This window comes from Rhizobium sullae, from assembly GCF_025200715.1.
In the GTDB taxonomy this organism is placed as follows: Bacteria; Pseudomonadota; Alphaproteobacteria; order Rhizobiales; family Rhizobiaceae; genus Rhizobium; species Rhizobium sullae.
Genome location: NZ_CP104143.1, coordinates 2,367,138 through 2,382,655, shown reverse-complemented (window position 1 = coordinate 2,382,655; position 15,518 = coordinate 2,367,138). Strand labels below are relative to the sequence as shown.

The following is a 15,518-nucleotide window of genomic DNA, read 5'->3' as shown; positions in this document are numbered from 1 at the left end:
CTTCCTTTGATGGAGGAGATTGCATGCGCTATGCCATTTGCTTCACGCCTGCGCCGAGCGATCCGCTCACCCAGGTGGCGGCCAATTGGCTTGGCCGCAACGTCTTTTCCGGCGAAATGGTCGAACCTCCAGCCATTCGCGGCATCGGCATCCACGAAATCGCATTCCATACCGCCGTGCCGCGCCGCTACGGCTTCCATGGCGTGTTGAAGGCTCCGTTCTATCTTGCACCGGATGTTTCTGAATCACAACTCTTGCGTGAAATGATGCGCTTCTCCGGCAGTCTGCAGCCATTCCTAATTCCAAGCATTGAAGTGGCGCGCCTGCGCAATTATTTCAGCCTCGTGCCGTCGGTTCCCTGCGATCACATACATTATCTCGCTTCCGCAGTCGTGCAGCATTTCGATCGCTTCCGTGCGCCGCTCTCCGAGGCGGAGATCGAGCGCAGCGATTCGGACGGGCTTTCGGCCGCGCAGTTCGCCAACCTGTATCGCTGGGGCTATCCCTATGTAATGGACGAATTCCGCTTCCATATGCCCTTGACGGGGCCAGTCAATCTTGTCGACATGCCGCGCATCGAGCAGGCGCTCAGCAGCGTCTTCGACGCTGTCCTTGCGGAACCGGTCGCTGTCGCCAACATCGCACTGATGATCGAGGAAGGCACCGGCGGGCCGTTCCGGGTCCATTCGCTGCATCCGATGGGCAAGGTTAGCGCGCGCAAGATCGCCTGATCACTTTTGTTCAAGAACGGGTGGCCCGAAGATGCTATATTCGGGTGATGGACAACATCTCCCAGGAACAGGCGACCGGGGCCATGCCGCTGTCGCGAGCGGAGACGACGCGATTCTGGCGTGACAGCCGTTTCGGCGGCATGGAGTGCCTGAGCGCGACGTTCCTCACGCATGAGTTTGCACCGCACGCCCATGAGACCTTCAGCATCGGCGCCATCGAAAGCGGCAGCCAGATCGCGACCATCAGGGGCACACGCGAAAGCTCAGGGCCTGGCGATCTCTACCTGATCAATCCCGGCGAAATCCATGACGGCGCGCCTGTGGAGGGCGGCTATCGCTACCGGATGATTTATCCGGACATGTCGCTCTTCCGTGAAATCCTGGAGGACGTCACCGGCCGCGCCTTCGGCGGTACGCCTGCCTTCGGCAAGCAGATCCTTCACGATCCGCTGCTCGCCGATGCTTTTCACGATGCTCATCGCGCGCTGGAATCGGGCGTCGGCGCGCTGGAAACCAGCCAGGGCATGTTCCTCGTGCTCGAGGCCATGTTCCGGCATCACGGCAGTTCGATCATCGTGCCGGTCGATACGCGGGAGCGATCCGCCGTGCAGCGCGCCCGCGACTACCTGATGGAAAACTACGTTTCCGATGTCGGGCTTGAAGAGCTCGCCGCGGTGGCGGACCTCAGCCGCGCGCACCTGATCCGCGCGTTCCGCAAGGAATTCCACATCACGCCGCACGCCTTCCTCACCGATATCCGCATTCGCGTTGCCCGGCGCAAGCTGCAGGCCGGCGGACAGCCGGCCGAGATTGCGCTCGAATGCGGCTTCGCCGACCAGGCGCATTTCAGCCGGCATTTCAAGGCGCGCACGGGAGTGACGCCCGGCCAATACCGCGCGCGGTAATCACTTTCGTTCAAGACGGCCATTCATCTCCATTCTAAGACCTCCCAGCAAATCGGAGATCCTATTGTGAACGGGAATGGAAAATGGGCGGAGTTTCTGGGGGGCATGCGGGCCATTTCGCCGCTGATCGCTGCCGTCATACCGATCGGCGTCGTCTTCGGCGCGGTTGCAGCCACCAAAGGGCTTTCTCCGGTGGAGACGGCGCTGATGAGCGCGCTGGTCTTTGCCGGCGGATCGCAGTTCGTGGCGATGGATATCTGGATGCATCCGGCCTCGTGGACGAGCGCCGGTTTTGCAGCGCTGCTCGTCAATATCCGGCACGTGCTGATGAGTGCCTCGCTCGGCACCAAGATGCAGGCCTTTGGCGGACGCAAGCGCTATTTCGCATGCCTGTTTCTTGCCGACGAGATCTGGGCGATGGCGGAATTCCGTGCCGGCCTTGCGCGGCTTACACCAGCCTGGTTCGCGGGGCTTGCGGCACCTTTCTATCTTGCCTGGGTGCTTTCGAGCCTTGCGGGTGCGACGCTCGGCGCTTTCCTGGGTGATCCCGCGGCGCTCGGACTGGATTTCGCCTTTCCGGCCGTCTTCATCGTGCTGGTCATGGGCTTCTGGAAGGGACCGGAAACCGGTGCTGTGCTGCTCGCAAGCGGTGCGGCCGCGGTGGCGACCCAGCATTTCGTGCCCGGCGTCTGGTATATCGCAGCCGGTGCCGTTGCCGGCCTGCTTGCGGCAGTCGCCAGCGGCAGCCGGCGTGTGGAGGTAACGCAATGACGGTCGATTTCTCCACTCTTCTCGCAATCGTCGCCATGGCGGTCGCGACCGTTCTCACGCGCCTGAGCGGCCTTCTGCTCGCGCGGCATGTATCCCTGGAGGGAAGCCGCCGCAACGCGATCGAATCCATACCACCTGCGGTTTTGATGGCGGTCGTTGCGCCGACCGCCTTTGCCACCGGTATCGCGGAAACGATCGCCTGCGCGGTCACAGCCGTTGCCGCACTCCGTCTGTCGATGCTCGTTTCCGTCGTGCTTGGTGTCTTCTGCGTCGCGCTGTTGCGGGCTGTAGGCATCTGATTCGGCAGCAGAGGTGGTGACTTGTGCCGTAGCGGCGAAAGTCAGTTTCGCATTTCCGTCTCGACATTCCGTCTCCGGGTGCTACCGTTTCGCGTATCCTTCAGAAGGTGATTTGATGGCATCCGATACCTATCCGCGCGATCTCATCGGCTACGGCCGCAATACGCCTGATCCGAAATGGCCGGACGAGGCCCGGCTCGCCGTGCAGTTCGTCATCAACTACGAAGAGGGCGGTGAGAGCTCGATCCTCGATGGCGATGCGGCGTCCGAGAACCTGCTGTCGGAAATTGTCGGAGCAGCACCTTGGCCAGGCCAGCGCAATCTGAACATGGAATCGATCTACGAATACGGCTCGCGCGCCGGGTTCTGGCGGCTCTGGCGTATGTTCACCGAGCTCAAGGTTCAGGCGACCGTCTACGGCGTGACGCTTGCGATGGCCCGCAATCCGGAGGCTGTCGCAGCGATGAAGGAAGCCGGCTGGGAAATCGCCAGCCATGGCTACCGCTGGCTGGAGTACAAGGATTTTCCGGAAGACCTCGAGCGTAAGCACATTCTCGAAGCCGTGCGCCTTCATACCGAGCTTACCGGCGAGCGTCCCTACGGCATGTATCAGGGCAAACCCTCGGACAATACGCTGCGCTTGGTGCAGGAGGAGGGCGGGTTCCTTTATTCGTCAGATTCCTACGCCGATGATCTTCCCTATTGGGTGAAGGGTGTCGACGGCAAGCCGTTCCTTATCATTCCGTATACGCTCGAAACGAACGACATGCGCTTTGCGACGCCGCAGGGCTTCAATTCCGGCGATCAGTTCTTCACCTATCTCAAGGATGCCTTCGATTCGCTCTACGACGAGGGCCGGGCCGGCAGCCCGAAGATGATGTCGGTCGGCCTGCATTGCCGCCTTGTCGGGCGTCCCGGCCGTGCGGCGGCGCTTAAGCGTTTCATCGAATATGTGCTGCAGCACGACAAGGTGTGGATTCCCCGCCGCATCGAGATCGCCGAGCATTGGCACAAGAACCACAAGCAGGACGTGATCTGATGATCCGGCGGGATGAATTCGTGTCGCGCTTCGGGGGCGTCTTCGAGCATTCGCCCTTCATTGCCGAGCGCGCCTATGACGATGGTTTCATCGGCGATGAGTTGACTGTGGACAAAGTGCACATTCCATTGGTCGCTGTCTTCCGCGCCGCAAGCGAAGAAGAGCGTCTTGGCGTGCTTCGCGCCCATCCCGATCTTGCCGGACGCCTGGCCATCGCCGGCGAACTGACGGAAGACAGCAAGAAGGAGCAGGCAAGCGCCGGTCTCGACCGGCTGAGCGCCGAAGAGCACGCCCGCTTTACCGAACTCAACAAGACATATACCGAAAAGTTCGGCTTTCCCTTCATCATCGCGGTGAAAGGGCTGAACAAGGACGGTATCCTCGCGGCTTTCGAGAAACGCATCGGTAACAGCCGCGACGAGGAGTTTGCGACCGCCGCCGCTGAGGTCGAAAAGATTGCGCTTTTGCGCCTGACATCCATGCTTCCGGAGAAGTGAATGACTGAGAATACCAATGCGAGCCTGCCGTCCTTCGCGAACGGCGCGATCAACCTTGCTTCCGCACGCCTCGGCGCCAAGGGCCTTTATGCGACGGACGAGTTCTTCGCGCCGCTGGAGCGCATGCTGCAGGATGTGCCGGCGAGCTTCGATCCGGATCTTTACGACGACAACGGCAAATACATGGACGGCTGGGAAAGCCGCCGCAAGCGCGTGCCCGGCCACGACTGGGCGATCGTCAAGCTCGCGATGCCCGGCCGCATTTTCGGCTTCGATGTCGATACCAGCTACTTCACCGGCAACTATCCGCCGCATTGTTCGATCGAGGCTGCCTTCGTCGAGGGCGGCGATCCGACCGAGGCGACCATCTGGACCGAAATCCTCACGAAGTCGCCGCTGGGGCCGAGCGCTCATCACGTCTTCGAAAACGCCGACAAGGAAAAGATCTGGACGCATCTGCGCCTGCATATCTATCCCGATGGCGGCGTTGCCCGGTTGCGCGTTTATGGTTCGGCTTATTTCGACTGGTCGAAAGTCGAGGCGAATGAAGAAGTCGACCTTGCCTATATCTTCAACGGCGCGAAGTCGCTTGGCTGGTCGGACGCGCATTACGGCCACCCGGACAAGATGCTTGGCCCCGGTCGCGGCATCAACATGGGCGACGGTTGGGAAACCAAACGGCGGCGCGGGCCTGGCCACGACTGGGCGGTGATCCGGCTTGGCCATCCGGGCAGGATCAAGCGCGTGATCGTAGACACTGCCTTCTTCAAGGGCAATTTTCCCGACACGTGTGAGCTTCTCGGCGCCTATCTGCCCGATCTTGGCGATATGCTCAGCGAGGCGGACATTGCGGCTTCGGAAAACTGGAGGCCGATCCTGCCGCGCACCAAACTGCAGATGGACCACATCCACGAATATGGCCCGGACTCCATCGCCGACGTCGGGCCGGTGACGCATGTGCGCATCGCGATGCATCCGGACGGCGGCATCATGCGTCTGAGGCTTTTCGGGGTGAAGGGGTGAGTTCTTTCTTCTTTATTGCGGCTCGCCTATATTCAAGGCATCAGGAGTGATGCCTCGATGAAGCCGTCGGAAGTGTTGGAAAAGAACAGGCAGGCGATCCGCGACGCGACAAGGCGCTTCAACGCGGCGAACCCGCGTGTCTTCGGGTCCGTCGCTCGCGGTGAGGACAGGCCGGACAGCGATCTCGATATTCTTGTCGATGCGCTGCCGGGGACGACGCTATTCGATCTCGGCGGGTTGCTGGAGGAATTGCAGACGCTGATGTCCGGGACGGAAATCCACGTTCTGACGCCAGGTGATTTTCCCGAACGTGTCCGCAGCCGGGTCCTGCAGGAAGCCAAGCCTGTATGAGTATCGATCGGCTTCGAACCTATCTCGACGAGATGCAGCAGGTCGCATTCGAAACCGTCGATTTCGTCAAGGACATGAGCAAGGATGAATTTCTGAAGGACCTTGTCAGACAGCGCGCAGTTGGAATGAACCTCCTGATGATTGGTGATGCAACCTCGCGCATCATGGAGGAATATCCCGAGTTTGCAGCGGAATTTTCCAACGTGCCTTGGCAAAAAATGCGCGGAATGAGAAACCGTATCGCTCATGGCTACATGAGCATGAACCTAGACGCCGTTTGGGATACTGCGCAAACAGCCATTCCCGATCTTCTCGATCAATTGCATGGATTGCGTCACTGGCACGCCCAAGGTGAATGACTTTTGACGGACCTTCTCGACATCCAGCCCCTCACCAAAACTACCTTCGTGCCGTTCGGTGACGTCATCGAGGCCGATCCGTCGACCATGCGCTATATCAACAGCGGCACGACCGAACGTTTCCATGCGCTGGCGACGGCAGAAGCGGCTGGCGAGGGCGCGCGCGTCGTCATCAATCTCTTTCGCGGCCAGCCGCGCAGCTTTCCTTACGAGATCGGCATGATGGAGCGGCATCCGTTCGGCAGCCAGAGCTTCTCGCCGCTTTCCGGCCGGCCGTTTCTGGTGGCGGTTTCGGAAGATCAGGACGGAAAGCCCGGCAGGCCGCAGGTGTTTCTCGCGCGGGGCGGCCAGGGCGTGAACTACCGGCGCAACGTCTGGCATCACCCGTTGTTGGTGCTCGGGCAACCGAGCGATTTTCTGGTTGTCGACAGGGATGGACCCGGAGATAATCTGGAAGAACATTTCTTCGAAACGCCATACATCATCAGCGAGCCAGCCCTATGACCGGACTGACGACCCATGTTCTCGACACGGCCTCCGGCAAGCCCGCCCAAGGGCTGAGGATCGACCTGTTTCGCCTGGATGGCGATATTCGCCATCACATCAAGACGGTCGAAACCAATTCGGACGGACGCGTGGACGGCGGGCCGATCCTCTCCGGCGAAAGTTTTCAGGCCGGAACCTACGAACTGCTGTTTCATGCGGGCGACTATCTGCGTGCTTCGGGCACGCCGTTGCCGCATCCGGCCTTTCTCGATCTCGTGCCGATCCGCTTCGGCATTGCGGATACTGCTGCGCATTACCACGTGCCGCTGCTGATCTCGCCCTACGGCTATTCCACCTATCGCGGGAGCTAGGCGATGCAGTTTGCGGCTATCGCGGATATCCACGGCAATCATCCGGCGCTGGCGGCGGTCCTTGCGGATATCCGCGCGCAGGGCATTTCGGACATCGTTGATCTCGGCGATTGCTTCAGCGGTCCGCTGGGAGCTGGCAAGACCGCCGACCTGCTCATCCCGTTCGCTCTGCCGACGGTCCGCGGCAATCACGACCGCTACCTGATCGAGCAGAAACCCGAAGCCATGCATGCGTCAGATAAGGTAGCCCACGAGCAGCTTTTGCCGCATCATCTCGACTGGCTGCGATCGCTGCCGACCAAGCTGGTCTATCAAGAAGAAGCCTATCTTTGCCACGCCACGCCTGGCGATGACAACCTGTACTGGCTGGAATCCGTGGCGCCCGAGGGCCATGTGTTTCTGAAGCCGCAGGAGGAGATCGAGGCGCTCGCGGAAGGCATCGACTTTCCGCTGATCCTTTGCGGCCATACGCACATCCCCCGCGCCGTCCGCCTTTCGCACGGTCGTCTCATCGTCAATCCCGGCAGCGTCGGCTGCCCGGCTTACAACGATGAAAAGCCTTATCCGCACAAGGTTGAGACCGGCCATCCGATGGCAAGCTACGCCATTCTGGAGAAATCCGCGTCCGGCTGGACGCCCTATTTCCGCAACGTCCCCTACGATCACATGGCGATGTCGACGCTTGCAAAAGCAAACGGCCGCCCGGATTGGGCGGCCGCGCTGGCAACGGGAAGAATGCCGCCGTTTTAAGCTGCTTCGCCGCGATCGATTTCATGTTTCGCCGCTCGCGCGAGAAAGCCGGAACGGGACAATCCCTGCGCCGCGGCAAATGCATCCACGCGTTCAAGTACGTCTTCCGGAAGGGTGATGTTGATACGAATCGCCTTGCGGGCTGGCGTTTTGAGGCTCACGAGAATTGCAACGCCGTCGCCGTTTTCCGGATCCGCCATGATGCTTTCAAGGCTGGATGGTTCGGGAATGGCTTCGCCATCTTCAGCCATGCCTTCGACATGGAATGCCAAGGCTTCCTCTGCCATTCTCCGCGCCTCGTCCAGGCTTTTCCCTGCGGTCACGACGCCTGGAAAATCAGGGAAAGACACGCCATAGTCACTGTCGCTTTCCTTATGGATCAGTCCGATATAGTTGCGCATAATCACCTCAGGCTGAGACCGGATTGCTTTTCGATGCTCTTAAGAGTGCCAATCGGAACGTCGCGCCTTGGATGGGGAACGGTCACGCGGTCGGATCTTGTAGGGTGTTTCAGCTGCATATGGCTGCCCTTACGGGCAACCTCGAACCAGCCATCCTTTTTCAGCAACGCGATGACGTCTGCACTCTTCATGAAGAGCGATTATACACACTTATGTGTATCTCGTAAACGGTGCTGCTACTGCCGTCCGGCGATGATCGACGAATTGACGTCGTTGATGTCGCGCTTGCCGCAGAGTGCCATGGTGATGTCCATCTCCTTGCGGAGGATGCCGAGCGCCAGTGTCACGCCTTCCTTGCCCATGGCGCCGAGGCCGTAGAGGAAAGGGCGGCCGATATAGGTGCCTTTGGCGCCAAGCGCCACGGCCTTCAGCACGTCCTGGCCGGAGCGGATGCCGCCGTCGAGATGGATCTCGATCTTGTGGCCGACGGCATCGACGATCTGCGGGAGCATGCTAATCGAAGAGGGAGCGCCGTCCAGCTGGCGGCCGCCATGGTTAGAGACGACGATCGCGTCGGCGCCCGTCTCGGCTGCCGCCTTCGCGTCCTCGACATCGAGAATGCCCTTGATGATGAGCGGGCCGCCCCATTTTTCCTTGATCCAGGCGACATCGGCCCAGGAAAGCTGCGGATCAAACTGCTCAGCTGTCCAGGAGGACAGCGAGGAGAGGTCGGAGACATTCTTGGCGTGGCCGACGATGTTGCCGAAGGTACGGTGCTTGGTCTTGAGCATGTCGAGGCACCAGAAGGGGCGAGTCGCCATCTGCCAGATATGCTTCGGCGTGAATTTCGGCGGAGCGGAGAGGCCGTTGCGCAGGTCTTTATGCCGCTGGCCGAGGATCTGCAGGTCGGCCGTCAGAACCAGTGCCGAGCACTTTGCCGCCTTGGCGCGGTTGATCAGGTTCATGACGAAGTCCTTGTCCTTCATCACATAGAGCTGGAACCAGAAGGGTCGCGTCGTCACCGAGGCGACATCCTCGATCGAGCAGATGCTCATCGTCGAGAGCGTGAAGGGAACGCCGGCTTCTTCCGCTGCACGGGCCGCCAGCATCTCGCCGTCGGCATGCTGCATACCGGTAAGACCCGTCGGCGCGAGCGCCACCGGCATCGAGACCTTCTGGCCGACCATCGTCGTCTCCAGCGTGCGGTTCGTCATGTCTACGAGCACCCGCTGGCGCAGCTTGATCTTGGTGAAATCGCTCTCGTTCGCCTGATAGGTCGACTCTGTCCAGGCGCCCGAATCCGCATAGTCGAAGAACATTTTCGGCACTCGGCGCTGGGCGAGTTTCTTAAGGTCGGCGATGGTGAGAGGAGTGGCCATGGACAAGACTTTCACATCTGGATAACGCCATGGCCCTTAACATGATTTTCAGGCAAGAGGGTACATCTTTCGTCGCCTAGGGAACAAGAATCAGGCTCCCTGCGGCACCTCCGTTTTCGAGGAATTGCTGCGCCTTTGCCGCGTCTGCCAAGGCATACTCGCCGGCGATCGTTGCGGCGATGCCCGACTGCGTCATTTCGATTGTTGCCTTGGCGGCGGCGGCATAATTTTCGCCGTCTGCGATGTAGGCCATGATGCTCGGATGCGTGAGCGCTTTTCCGGGACGCAACTCCTCGACGGAGACCGGAGGTATCGGGCCGCCGGCCTGTCCGATCGTTGCGGCGACGCCGAACGGGCGCACGCATTGGATGGTCTTAGAAAGCATGCTGCCGCCGATGCCGTCATAGGCGGCATCGACGCCACGGCCGCCCGTCAGCCGTTTCACTTCGCCGACCACATCCGCGTCGCGCCCGACGATCACGTGATCGGCGCCGTGTTTGACGGCAAGCCCGGCCTTTTCCTGCGAACTGACGGTCCCGATGATCGTCGCCCCGAGATGTTTTGCCCACCGCACCAGAATGCTGCCGAGGCCGCCCGCGGCCGCATGGACGAGGACGATCGTGCCGGGGCCGACCGTGTAGGTTTGCGTCAGCAGCATATAGGCGGTCATGCCCTTTAGCATCGAGGCGGCGGCGACGCGCGACGGGATCTCATCCGGAAGGCGGATGGCGCGCGCGGCGGGAAGCAGGCGTGTTGCGGCATAGGCGCCGATCGCGCCGGCATAGGCAACGCGGTCGCCCGGTTTCAGTTCGATGACGCCGGTGCCAACGGCCTCTACGATGCCCGCCCCCTCGACGCCTAGGACGGCCGGATAGGCCGGCAGGGGATAGATGCCCTTGCGGTGGTAGATGTCGAGGAAATTCATGCCGATCGCTTCGTGCCGTATGCGGATCTCATCGGGGCCAGGCTGCTTTGGCGTGCGCTCCAAGACCTGCAGTTGTTCGATGCCGCCCGGCGTCTGAAGTGTAACGATCTTGTCCATGACTGTGCTCCGATTTGCTGTTGCGGCAATCATGGCCGATGGCTTGTTGATCGAAAATTCCCTATTGTTTGCCAATCGATGGGAAAAAATGATCAATGTTCGATTGGGAAAATCTCCGCTACTTCGCAGCCTTGGCGCAGACCGGAACGTTGCTCGGCGCGGCCCGCTTACTCGGCGTGGAGCACGCGACGGTCGCCCGCCGCGTCGCCCGTCTGGAAGCGCAGATGGGTGTGAAACTCATAGATCGGCGCGGACGGCGCGTGTCGCTGACGGCAGATGGGGAGCGGGTCGCAGTGATGGCCGAGCGCATGGGCGAGGAGGCGCGGGCAATCGAACGCGTGAGTCTTGCTGCCGGCGGCGGCCTTGCGGGCGACGTCAAGGTAAGCGCGCCGCCGACGCTTGCGGCCGCCCTGCTTGCCGGGCCGCTTGTCGAACTGCGGCGCAACTATCCGGACATCGGCATCACCATTGTCGGCGAGACGCGCTACGCCTCGCTCGACCGGCGGGAGGCGGATATTGCGGTCCGAATGACGAAGCCGGAGCAGGGCGACTTTACCGTTACCAAGCTTGGCGACGTGGCTTTTGGCTTCTATGCCTCCCCGGCTTATCTGGCTTCCGTGCCTGAGGAGGCCTGGAGCTTCATCGCCTATGACGAAACGATGTCGAGCTCGCCGCAGTCGATGCGCCTGCTCGATGTGGCGAATGGGCGAAAACTGTCCATCAGGGCCACGACGCTCGAATTCCAGCTTTCCGCCGCGAAAGCCGGCGGCGGCGTCGCTCTCCTTCCGAATTTTCTCCTTGCCGGCGCGAATGACCTTGTGGAGGTCATTCGGGAGACGAAGCCGCTGACGCGTGAAGTCTGGCTGGTCGTTCACTCGGATATCAGAAATGTTCCGATCATCCGCGCGGTGATGGAGACTTTGAAGAGGAACTGGTCTTATTAATATCCTATGCCGCGTTGGTACGGATCGGCTGGATCAAAATGTCGGTCGGAATCCCGAGATGCTCATGCAGCCGGCGTATCATTTCGAGAGGGATCGCCTGCGATTGAGAAATTTCCGCTATGCGTCCCCGACTGCCGAGGATTGGCTCAAGGTCCTTGCGGCTCAAGCCCTGTTGTTCCATGCGAAACAGAATGGCGTCGATTGGGTCGGGCAGATCGATTGGATAGTGTGACGCCTCATAGGCATCGATCAGCGTCGCGATAATGTCCAGCTTGTCTGCTTCGGGAGAACCATCCGGCGCACCCCAGAGTTGCTTTAAAAGAGTGAGCGCATTCTCGTAGTCTTCATTACTCCGGATGGGTCTTAGTTCACTCATAATCCACCACTGCAGCATCGATCGTGTTGTAATCAAGGCCGCTTGACCTTTCTGACCCTTTCGACAAATTGCGTCAATGTTCGCCGGGCGATCACTCTCATGGAAGTTCTATGATGCTCCCATTTTGGGTTCAATGGTGAGGTTGCTCTTCGCTGCCTCGCCCGCCACATAGGTCTCCACAATCGCCCGGTCATCGCCCATGGTCTGGAGCAGGAAGAGTTCTTCCGGAAGAGTCTTCACGACGTCCATCTTCAGCGCCATGGCAGGCGTTGCCGCTGCGTTCAGGACGACGAGATCGGCGTCCGTGCCTTCATCCAGCGTTCCGATGCTGTCTGCAAGCGAGAGTGCTTCGGCATTGCCGAGCGTCATGTAGTAATAGCTTTCGAGCGGGTTGAGACGCTCGCCGAGGAGCTGTTGGATCTTGTAGGCTTCGTCCATCGTGCGCAGCATCGAATAGCTGGAGCCGCCGCCGATATCGGTGGCGACGCTGATCCTGACGGGTTTTTGGCGACGCGCGAGTGCCTTCAGCGGGAAGAGGCCGGAGCCGAGGAAGAGGTTGGACGTCGGGCAGTGAACGGCGACGGCGCCCGCCTCATTCATGGCGCCGGCCTCGCGATCGGAGAGGTGGATGCAGTGGCCGAAGAGGCTCTTCGGCCCAAGCAGACCGTAGCGGGCGTAGATATCGGTGTAGTCGATCGCGTCCGGATAGAGCTCGCAAGTGAACCTAATCTCCTCGTGATTTTCCGAGAGGTGCGTCTGGATGTGCAGATCCGGAAATTCCTGGGTGAGCGCCTGGGCCGCCTCCATCTGCTGCGGCGTTGAGGTGATCGCGAAGCGCGGCGTGATGGCGACGTGGTTTCGGCCTTTGCCGTGCCAGTCGGCAATCACCTGCCGCGTTTCGTCATAGCCCATCTGAGGCGTGTCGAGCAGGCCCTGAGGCGCATTGCGGTCCATCATCACCTTGCCACCGACCATGCACATGTTCCGGCGTATGGCCTCCGCGAAATAGGCATCGGCGGAGGTCTTGTGGACGGAGCAATAGGCGGCGGCCGTCGTCGTGCCGTGACGGAGCAGCTCGTCGTAGAAATGCGTCGCGATCTTCTGCGCATGCGCGCTTTCGACGAAGCGGCATTCCTCCGGGAAGGTATAGGTGTTCAGCCATTCGAGCAGGTCGGCCGCGTAGGAGGCGATCACCTGCATCTGCGGAAAATGCAGGTGCGTGTCGATAAAGCCCGGCATGATCAGGTGCGGGCGGTGGTCGATTTCGACCGCATCCGCCGGAGCCTTCTTCCTGATGCCGGAGTAGGTGCCGATCGCGGTGATCTTGCCGGCCTCGATCACCAGGCCGCCGTCGGTCTCGTAGCTATAGCTCTCCGTATCGGTGAGACTGAGCGGAGCGCGCTTGAACGAGAGCAGGCGCCCGCGCAGGAGTTTTGTCGTCATTGCTGTTTGCCTTCGACTGCGCTTTCGAACCAGGTGACGAGCAGCTTGCGCTCGTCCTGCGTGATATCCGTCACATTGCCGGGCGGCATTGCATGGCTGCGGCCTGCCTGTATATAGATTTCGCGCGCATGGGCGGCGATTTCCGCGTCATTTTCGAAGATGACGCCGTTCGGCGGGCGGGCAAGGCCCTCGTAGACGGGTTCGGCAGCATGGCACATCGAACAGCGCGTCGAGATCAACTCCTTGACGGCAGGGAAGTGCGGATCGCCGGCGAATTGCTGGAACGCGGGCGCAACAGCGGCAGTCGTATCGCGTTCGCCCGTCAGCGCCTTCGGCACGGTCGAAAGCCACATGATAAGGATGAAGAGGATGACCGTCGCGATCCATGTCCAGGTCGGCCGTCCCTTGCGCGCATGCGTCGTGTTGAACCAGTGGCGGATGGTGACGCCCATCAGGAAGACGAGGGCGGCGATCACCCAGTTGTAGGCGGTGCCGAAGGCCAGTGGATAGTGGTTCGACAGCATGAAGAAGATGACGGGCAGCGTGAGGTAGTTGTTGTGCAGCGAGCGCTGCTTGGCGATCTGCCCGTATTTCGGATCGGGCGTGCGCCCCGCGATGAGGTCGGCGACGACGATCTTCTGGTTGGGGATGATAACCATGAAGACGTTGGCCGACATGATCGTCGCGGTGAAGGCGCCGAGATGCAGGAAAGCGGCGCGGCCGGTGAAAAGCTGTGTGTAGCCCCAGGCCATGAAGACCATCACCGCATAGAGCACGGCCATCAGTCCCCAGGTGTTCTTGCCGAGCGGCGACTTGCAGAGCAGGTCGTAGACGACCCAGCCGACGGCGAGCGAAGCAAGTGACATCAGGATCGCCACCGGCGCGCTGATATCGAGCACATGCCGGTCGATGAGGAAGAGGTCGGCACCGCCGTAATAGACGATGCAGAGCATCAGGAAGCCGGAGAGCCAGGTGAAGTAGCTTTCGTACTTGAACCAGGTCAGGTGCTCGGGCATCTGCGCCGGGGCCACCAGGTATTTCTGGATGTGATAGAAACCGCCGCCATGCACCTGCCATTCCTCGCCATAGGCGCCCGGCGGAAGATGCGGCCGCTTCACCAGGCCGAGGTCGAGGGCGATGAAATAAAACGACGAGCCGATCCAGGCGATCGCGGTGATGACGTGAAACCAGCGCGCCGCGAAAGCCAGCCATTCCCACGCTATGGCATATTCATACATTGAGTTCCCCTATCTTCCTCCGACTCGCCACATTGCAGAAAGTTGCCGCGGGAGGGAAGGGGTAGAGCCTCAGTCGGTTATCTCGCCGAGGACCACGTATCGGCGATCGTCCCTCGACTATCGTGAACGCCGCGGATTTGCTGTCCGCGCAATTCATTGCTGTGAAATTTCCTGGCAATTTGCTTGGAAGAGGTAGCTCGATCGCGGCATGGGCCGCCAAAAAGTCGAGCTTAGCAGAGCGGCTAAAGCGGAGAACGCCGATCTTCGACTCTTGAATAAGGATGATTGCCCAACGGCCTTCGTCGCCGCGATATCCGATATTGGCGAGATGCTCGTTAGCGCGATCGCCACCAGTCACCATTTCGTGAAGTCTGTCTTCATAAGGTCCAAGAACACAAACGCGGTCAAACTGCTCTGCGATGAGCAGATGTGCAGGCTGTGGCTCACCGGGTTTAAGTCTCTGAAAATCGACAGGATCTGAATAGTAATATGTCGCGGCCGCGATCAAGGCTGATGCCGGGAGCATAGCAATTGCCGCGACGTATTTCCGCCCGAAAGGTCTCCGATTCAGTCTGCGTCGCCGCACTTTTCCCGGTCCTTTATGTTATTAAAAGTTGCAGAAAGCATTGGGATGGCACGTCTCATTTGAATATGTTGCGCCGCAAAATTTAGTGATCCTTGAAATGTCACGAGTCGGTTACAATTACAATTGTAGCCGCCGGGGTGAGGTGGAAACCGCATTGGGGCGGCGCATTCATCGACGGAGAAGATGCCCATGCGCAGCATTCTGGCAAGTGTGATGATTGCGTTCGCGTCGAGTGTGAGTGCTCACGACGCGCCAGCGGGTTGGTCTTACGAACCTTTCTGTTGCAATGGCGACAACCATACAGGCGATTGCCAGATGATCCCTTCGAAGAGCGTCAAAGTGACCCCCAGGGGATATCGCGTGACGCTGCTGCCTGGAGACCACCGGCTGGTGACGCGGGCTCATGTCTTCATGCTGCCGATGACGAAGGCGATGCAATCCGGCGATGGTGAGTACCATCTCTGCCTGTTCCCGAATGAGGATACGCCGCGCTGCTTCTACGCGCCGGAAATGGGTTATTGAGCGCC

At 60.3% G+C, this 15,518-nt stretch carries 22 protein-coding genes; 14 read left to right on the top strand and 8 right to left on the bottom strand.

Translation table 11 applies throughout. The features are described from left to right. The first annotated feature begins 23 nt into the window (after positions 1 to 23). From N2599_RS12210 to N2599_RS12155, 12 genes are all read left to right on the top strand, one after another. Complete coding sequence (locus N2599_RS12210) at positions 24 to 731, top strand: DUF1045 domain-containing protein (protein ID WP_027508245.1); 708 nt, start codon at positions 24 to 26, stop codon at positions 729 to 731. A 47-nt stretch (positions 732 to 778) separates the two neighbouring features. Then, on the top strand, positions 779 to 1,636 hold the full coding sequence (locus tag N2599_RS12205; RefSeq protein WP_027508246.1) for an AraC family transcriptional regulator: 858 nt from the start codon (positions 779 to 781) through the stop codon (positions 1,634 to 1,636). 105 nt (positions 1,637 to 1,741) lie between these two features. Then, a complete protein-coding gene (locus N2599_RS12200; protein ID WP_051336453.1) occupies positions 1,742 to 2,407 on the top strand; it encodes an AzlC family ABC transporter permease in 666 nt (221 codons plus the stop codon). Continuing rightward, positions 2,404 to 2,706: a branched-chain amino acid transport AzlD family protein gene (locus tag N2599_RS12195; protein WP_027508248.1), complete on the top strand. Its 303-nt coding sequence runs from the start codon at positions 2,404 to 2,406 to the stop codon at positions 2,704 to 2,706. The genes N2599_RS12200 and N2599_RS12195 overlap by 4 nt, the downstream gene beginning before the upstream one ends. A 115-nt stretch (positions 2,707 to 2,821) precedes the next feature. Then, positions 2,822 to 3,745, top strand: coding sequence for an allantoinase PuuE (puuE, locus tag N2599_RS12190; protein WP_027508249.1), 924 nt, complete (start codon positions 2,822 to 2,824; stop codon positions 3,743 to 3,745). After that, a complete protein-coding gene (gene uraD, locus N2599_RS12185; RefSeq protein ID WP_027508250.1) occupies positions 3,745 to 4,242 on the top strand; it encodes a 2-oxo-4-hydroxy-4-carboxy-5-ureidoimidazoline decarboxylase in 498 nt (165 codons plus the stop codon). Before puuE ends, uraD begins: the two co-directional genes overlap by 1 nt. Then, a complete protein-coding gene (alc, locus tag N2599_RS12180) occupies positions 4,243 to 5,265 on the top strand; it encodes an allantoicase (RefSeq protein WP_027508251.1) in 1,023 nt (340 codons plus the stop codon). 57 nt (positions 5,266 to 5,322) lie between these two features. Then, on the top strand, positions 5,323 to 5,616 hold the full coding sequence (locus N2599_RS12175) for a nucleotidyltransferase family protein (RefSeq protein WP_027508252.1): 294 nt from the start codon (positions 5,323 to 5,325) through the stop codon (positions 5,614 to 5,616). Then, positions 5,613 to 5,975, top strand: a complete 363-nt coding sequence (locus N2599_RS12170; RefSeq protein WP_027508253.1) for a HepT-like ribonuclease domain-containing protein — start codon at positions 5,613 to 5,615, stop codon at positions 5,973 to 5,975. The genes N2599_RS12175 and N2599_RS12170 overlap by 4 nt, the downstream gene beginning before the upstream one ends. 3 nt (positions 5,976 to 5,978) lie before the next feature. Continuing rightward, positions 5,979 to 6,479, top strand: coding sequence for an ureidoglycolate lyase (locus N2599_RS12165; RefSeq protein ID WP_027508254.1), 501 nt, complete (start codon positions 5,979 to 5,981; stop codon positions 6,477 to 6,479). After that, entirely contained in the window at positions 6,476 to 6,832 is a 357-nt protein-coding gene (gene uraH, locus N2599_RS12160; protein WP_027508255.1) for a hydroxyisourate hydrolase, read from the top strand. Before N2599_RS12165 ends, uraH begins: the two co-directional genes overlap by 4 nt. 3 nt (positions 6,833 to 6,835) lie before the next feature. Continuing rightward, complete coding sequence (locus N2599_RS12155; RefSeq protein ID WP_027508256.1) at positions 6,836 to 7,582, top strand: metallophosphoesterase family protein; 747 nt, start codon at positions 6,836 to 6,838, stop codon at positions 7,580 to 7,582. On the opposite strand, the gene N2599_RS12150 is transcribed toward N2599_RS12155, so the two are convergent. From N2599_RS12150 to N2599_RS12135, 4 genes are all read right to left on the bottom strand, one after another. Next, complete coding sequence (locus tag N2599_RS12150; protein ID WP_027508257.1) at positions 7,579 to 7,983, bottom strand: type II toxin-antitoxin system HicB family antitoxin; 405 nt, start codon at positions 7,981 to 7,983, stop codon at positions 7,579 to 7,581. The two genes, N2599_RS12155 and N2599_RS12150, sit on opposite strands and share 4 nt — an antisense overlap. A 2-nt stretch (positions 7,984 to 7,985) precedes the next feature. Next, positions 7,986 to 8,174, bottom strand: coding sequence for a type II toxin-antitoxin system HicA family toxin (locus tag N2599_RS12145; RefSeq protein ID WP_027508258.1), 189 nt, complete (start codon positions 8,172 to 8,174; stop codon positions 7,986 to 7,988). A 45-nt stretch (positions 8,175 to 8,219) separates the two neighbouring features. Then, positions 8,220 to 9,362: an alpha-hydroxy acid oxidase gene (locus N2599_RS12140; protein WP_027508259.1), complete on the bottom strand. Its 1,143-nt coding sequence runs from the start codon at positions 9,360 to 9,362 to the stop codon at positions 8,220 to 8,222. Positions 9,363 to 9,438: 76 nt separating this feature from the next. Continuing rightward, a complete protein-coding gene (locus N2599_RS12135; RefSeq protein ID WP_027508260.1) occupies positions 9,439 to 10,404 on the bottom strand; it encodes a quinone oxidoreductase family protein in 966 nt (321 codons plus the stop codon). Positions 10,405 to 10,499: 95 nt separating this feature from the next. Between N2599_RS12135 and N2599_RS12130 the strand changes: the two genes are divergently transcribed. Next, complete coding sequence (locus N2599_RS12130; protein WP_027508261.1) at positions 10,500 to 11,348, top strand: LysR family transcriptional regulator; 849 nt, start codon at positions 10,500 to 10,502, stop codon at positions 11,346 to 11,348. Positions 11,349 to 11,352: 4 nt separating this feature from the next. On the opposite strand, the gene N2599_RS12125 is transcribed toward N2599_RS12130, so the two are convergent. The 4 genes from N2599_RS12125 to N2599_RS12110 all read right to left on the bottom strand — a co-directional run bounded on the left by N2599_RS12125 (position 11,353) and on the right by N2599_RS12110 (position 14,931). Then, positions 11,353 to 11,742, bottom strand: coding sequence for a helix-turn-helix domain-containing protein (locus N2599_RS12125; RefSeq protein WP_244915044.1), 390 nt, complete (start codon positions 11,740 to 11,742; stop codon positions 11,353 to 11,355). A 90-nt stretch (positions 11,743 to 11,832) separates the two neighbouring features. Next, the gene (gene guaD / locus N2599_RS12120; RefSeq protein WP_027508263.1) at positions 11,833 to 13,167 is read right to left on the bottom strand and encodes a guanine deaminase; all 1,335 of its coding nucleotides are present in this window, start codon (positions 13,165 to 13,167) and stop codon (positions 11,833 to 11,835) included. After that, complete coding sequence (locus N2599_RS12115; RefSeq protein WP_027508264.1) at positions 13,164 to 14,405, bottom strand: urate hydroxylase PuuD; 1,242 nt, start codon at positions 14,403 to 14,405, stop codon at positions 13,164 to 13,166. Before N2599_RS12115 ends, guaD begins: the two co-directional genes overlap by 4 nt. Beyond that, positions 14,398 to 14,931, bottom strand: coding sequence for a hypothetical protein (locus N2599_RS12110; protein ID WP_156915204.1), 534 nt, complete (start codon positions 14,929 to 14,931; stop codon positions 14,398 to 14,400). The genes N2599_RS12115 and N2599_RS12110 overlap by 8 nt, the downstream gene beginning before the upstream one ends. Positions 14,932 to 15,180: 249 nt before the next feature. Here N2599_RS12110 and N2599_RS12105 point away from each other — a divergent pair, with 249 nt between their 5' ends. After that, on the top strand, positions 15,181 to 15,513 hold the full coding sequence (locus tag N2599_RS12105; RefSeq protein ID WP_027508266.1) for a hypothetical protein: 333 nt from the start codon (positions 15,181 to 15,183) through the stop codon (positions 15,511 to 15,513). Positions 15,514 to 15,518: the final 5 nt, after the last annotated feature.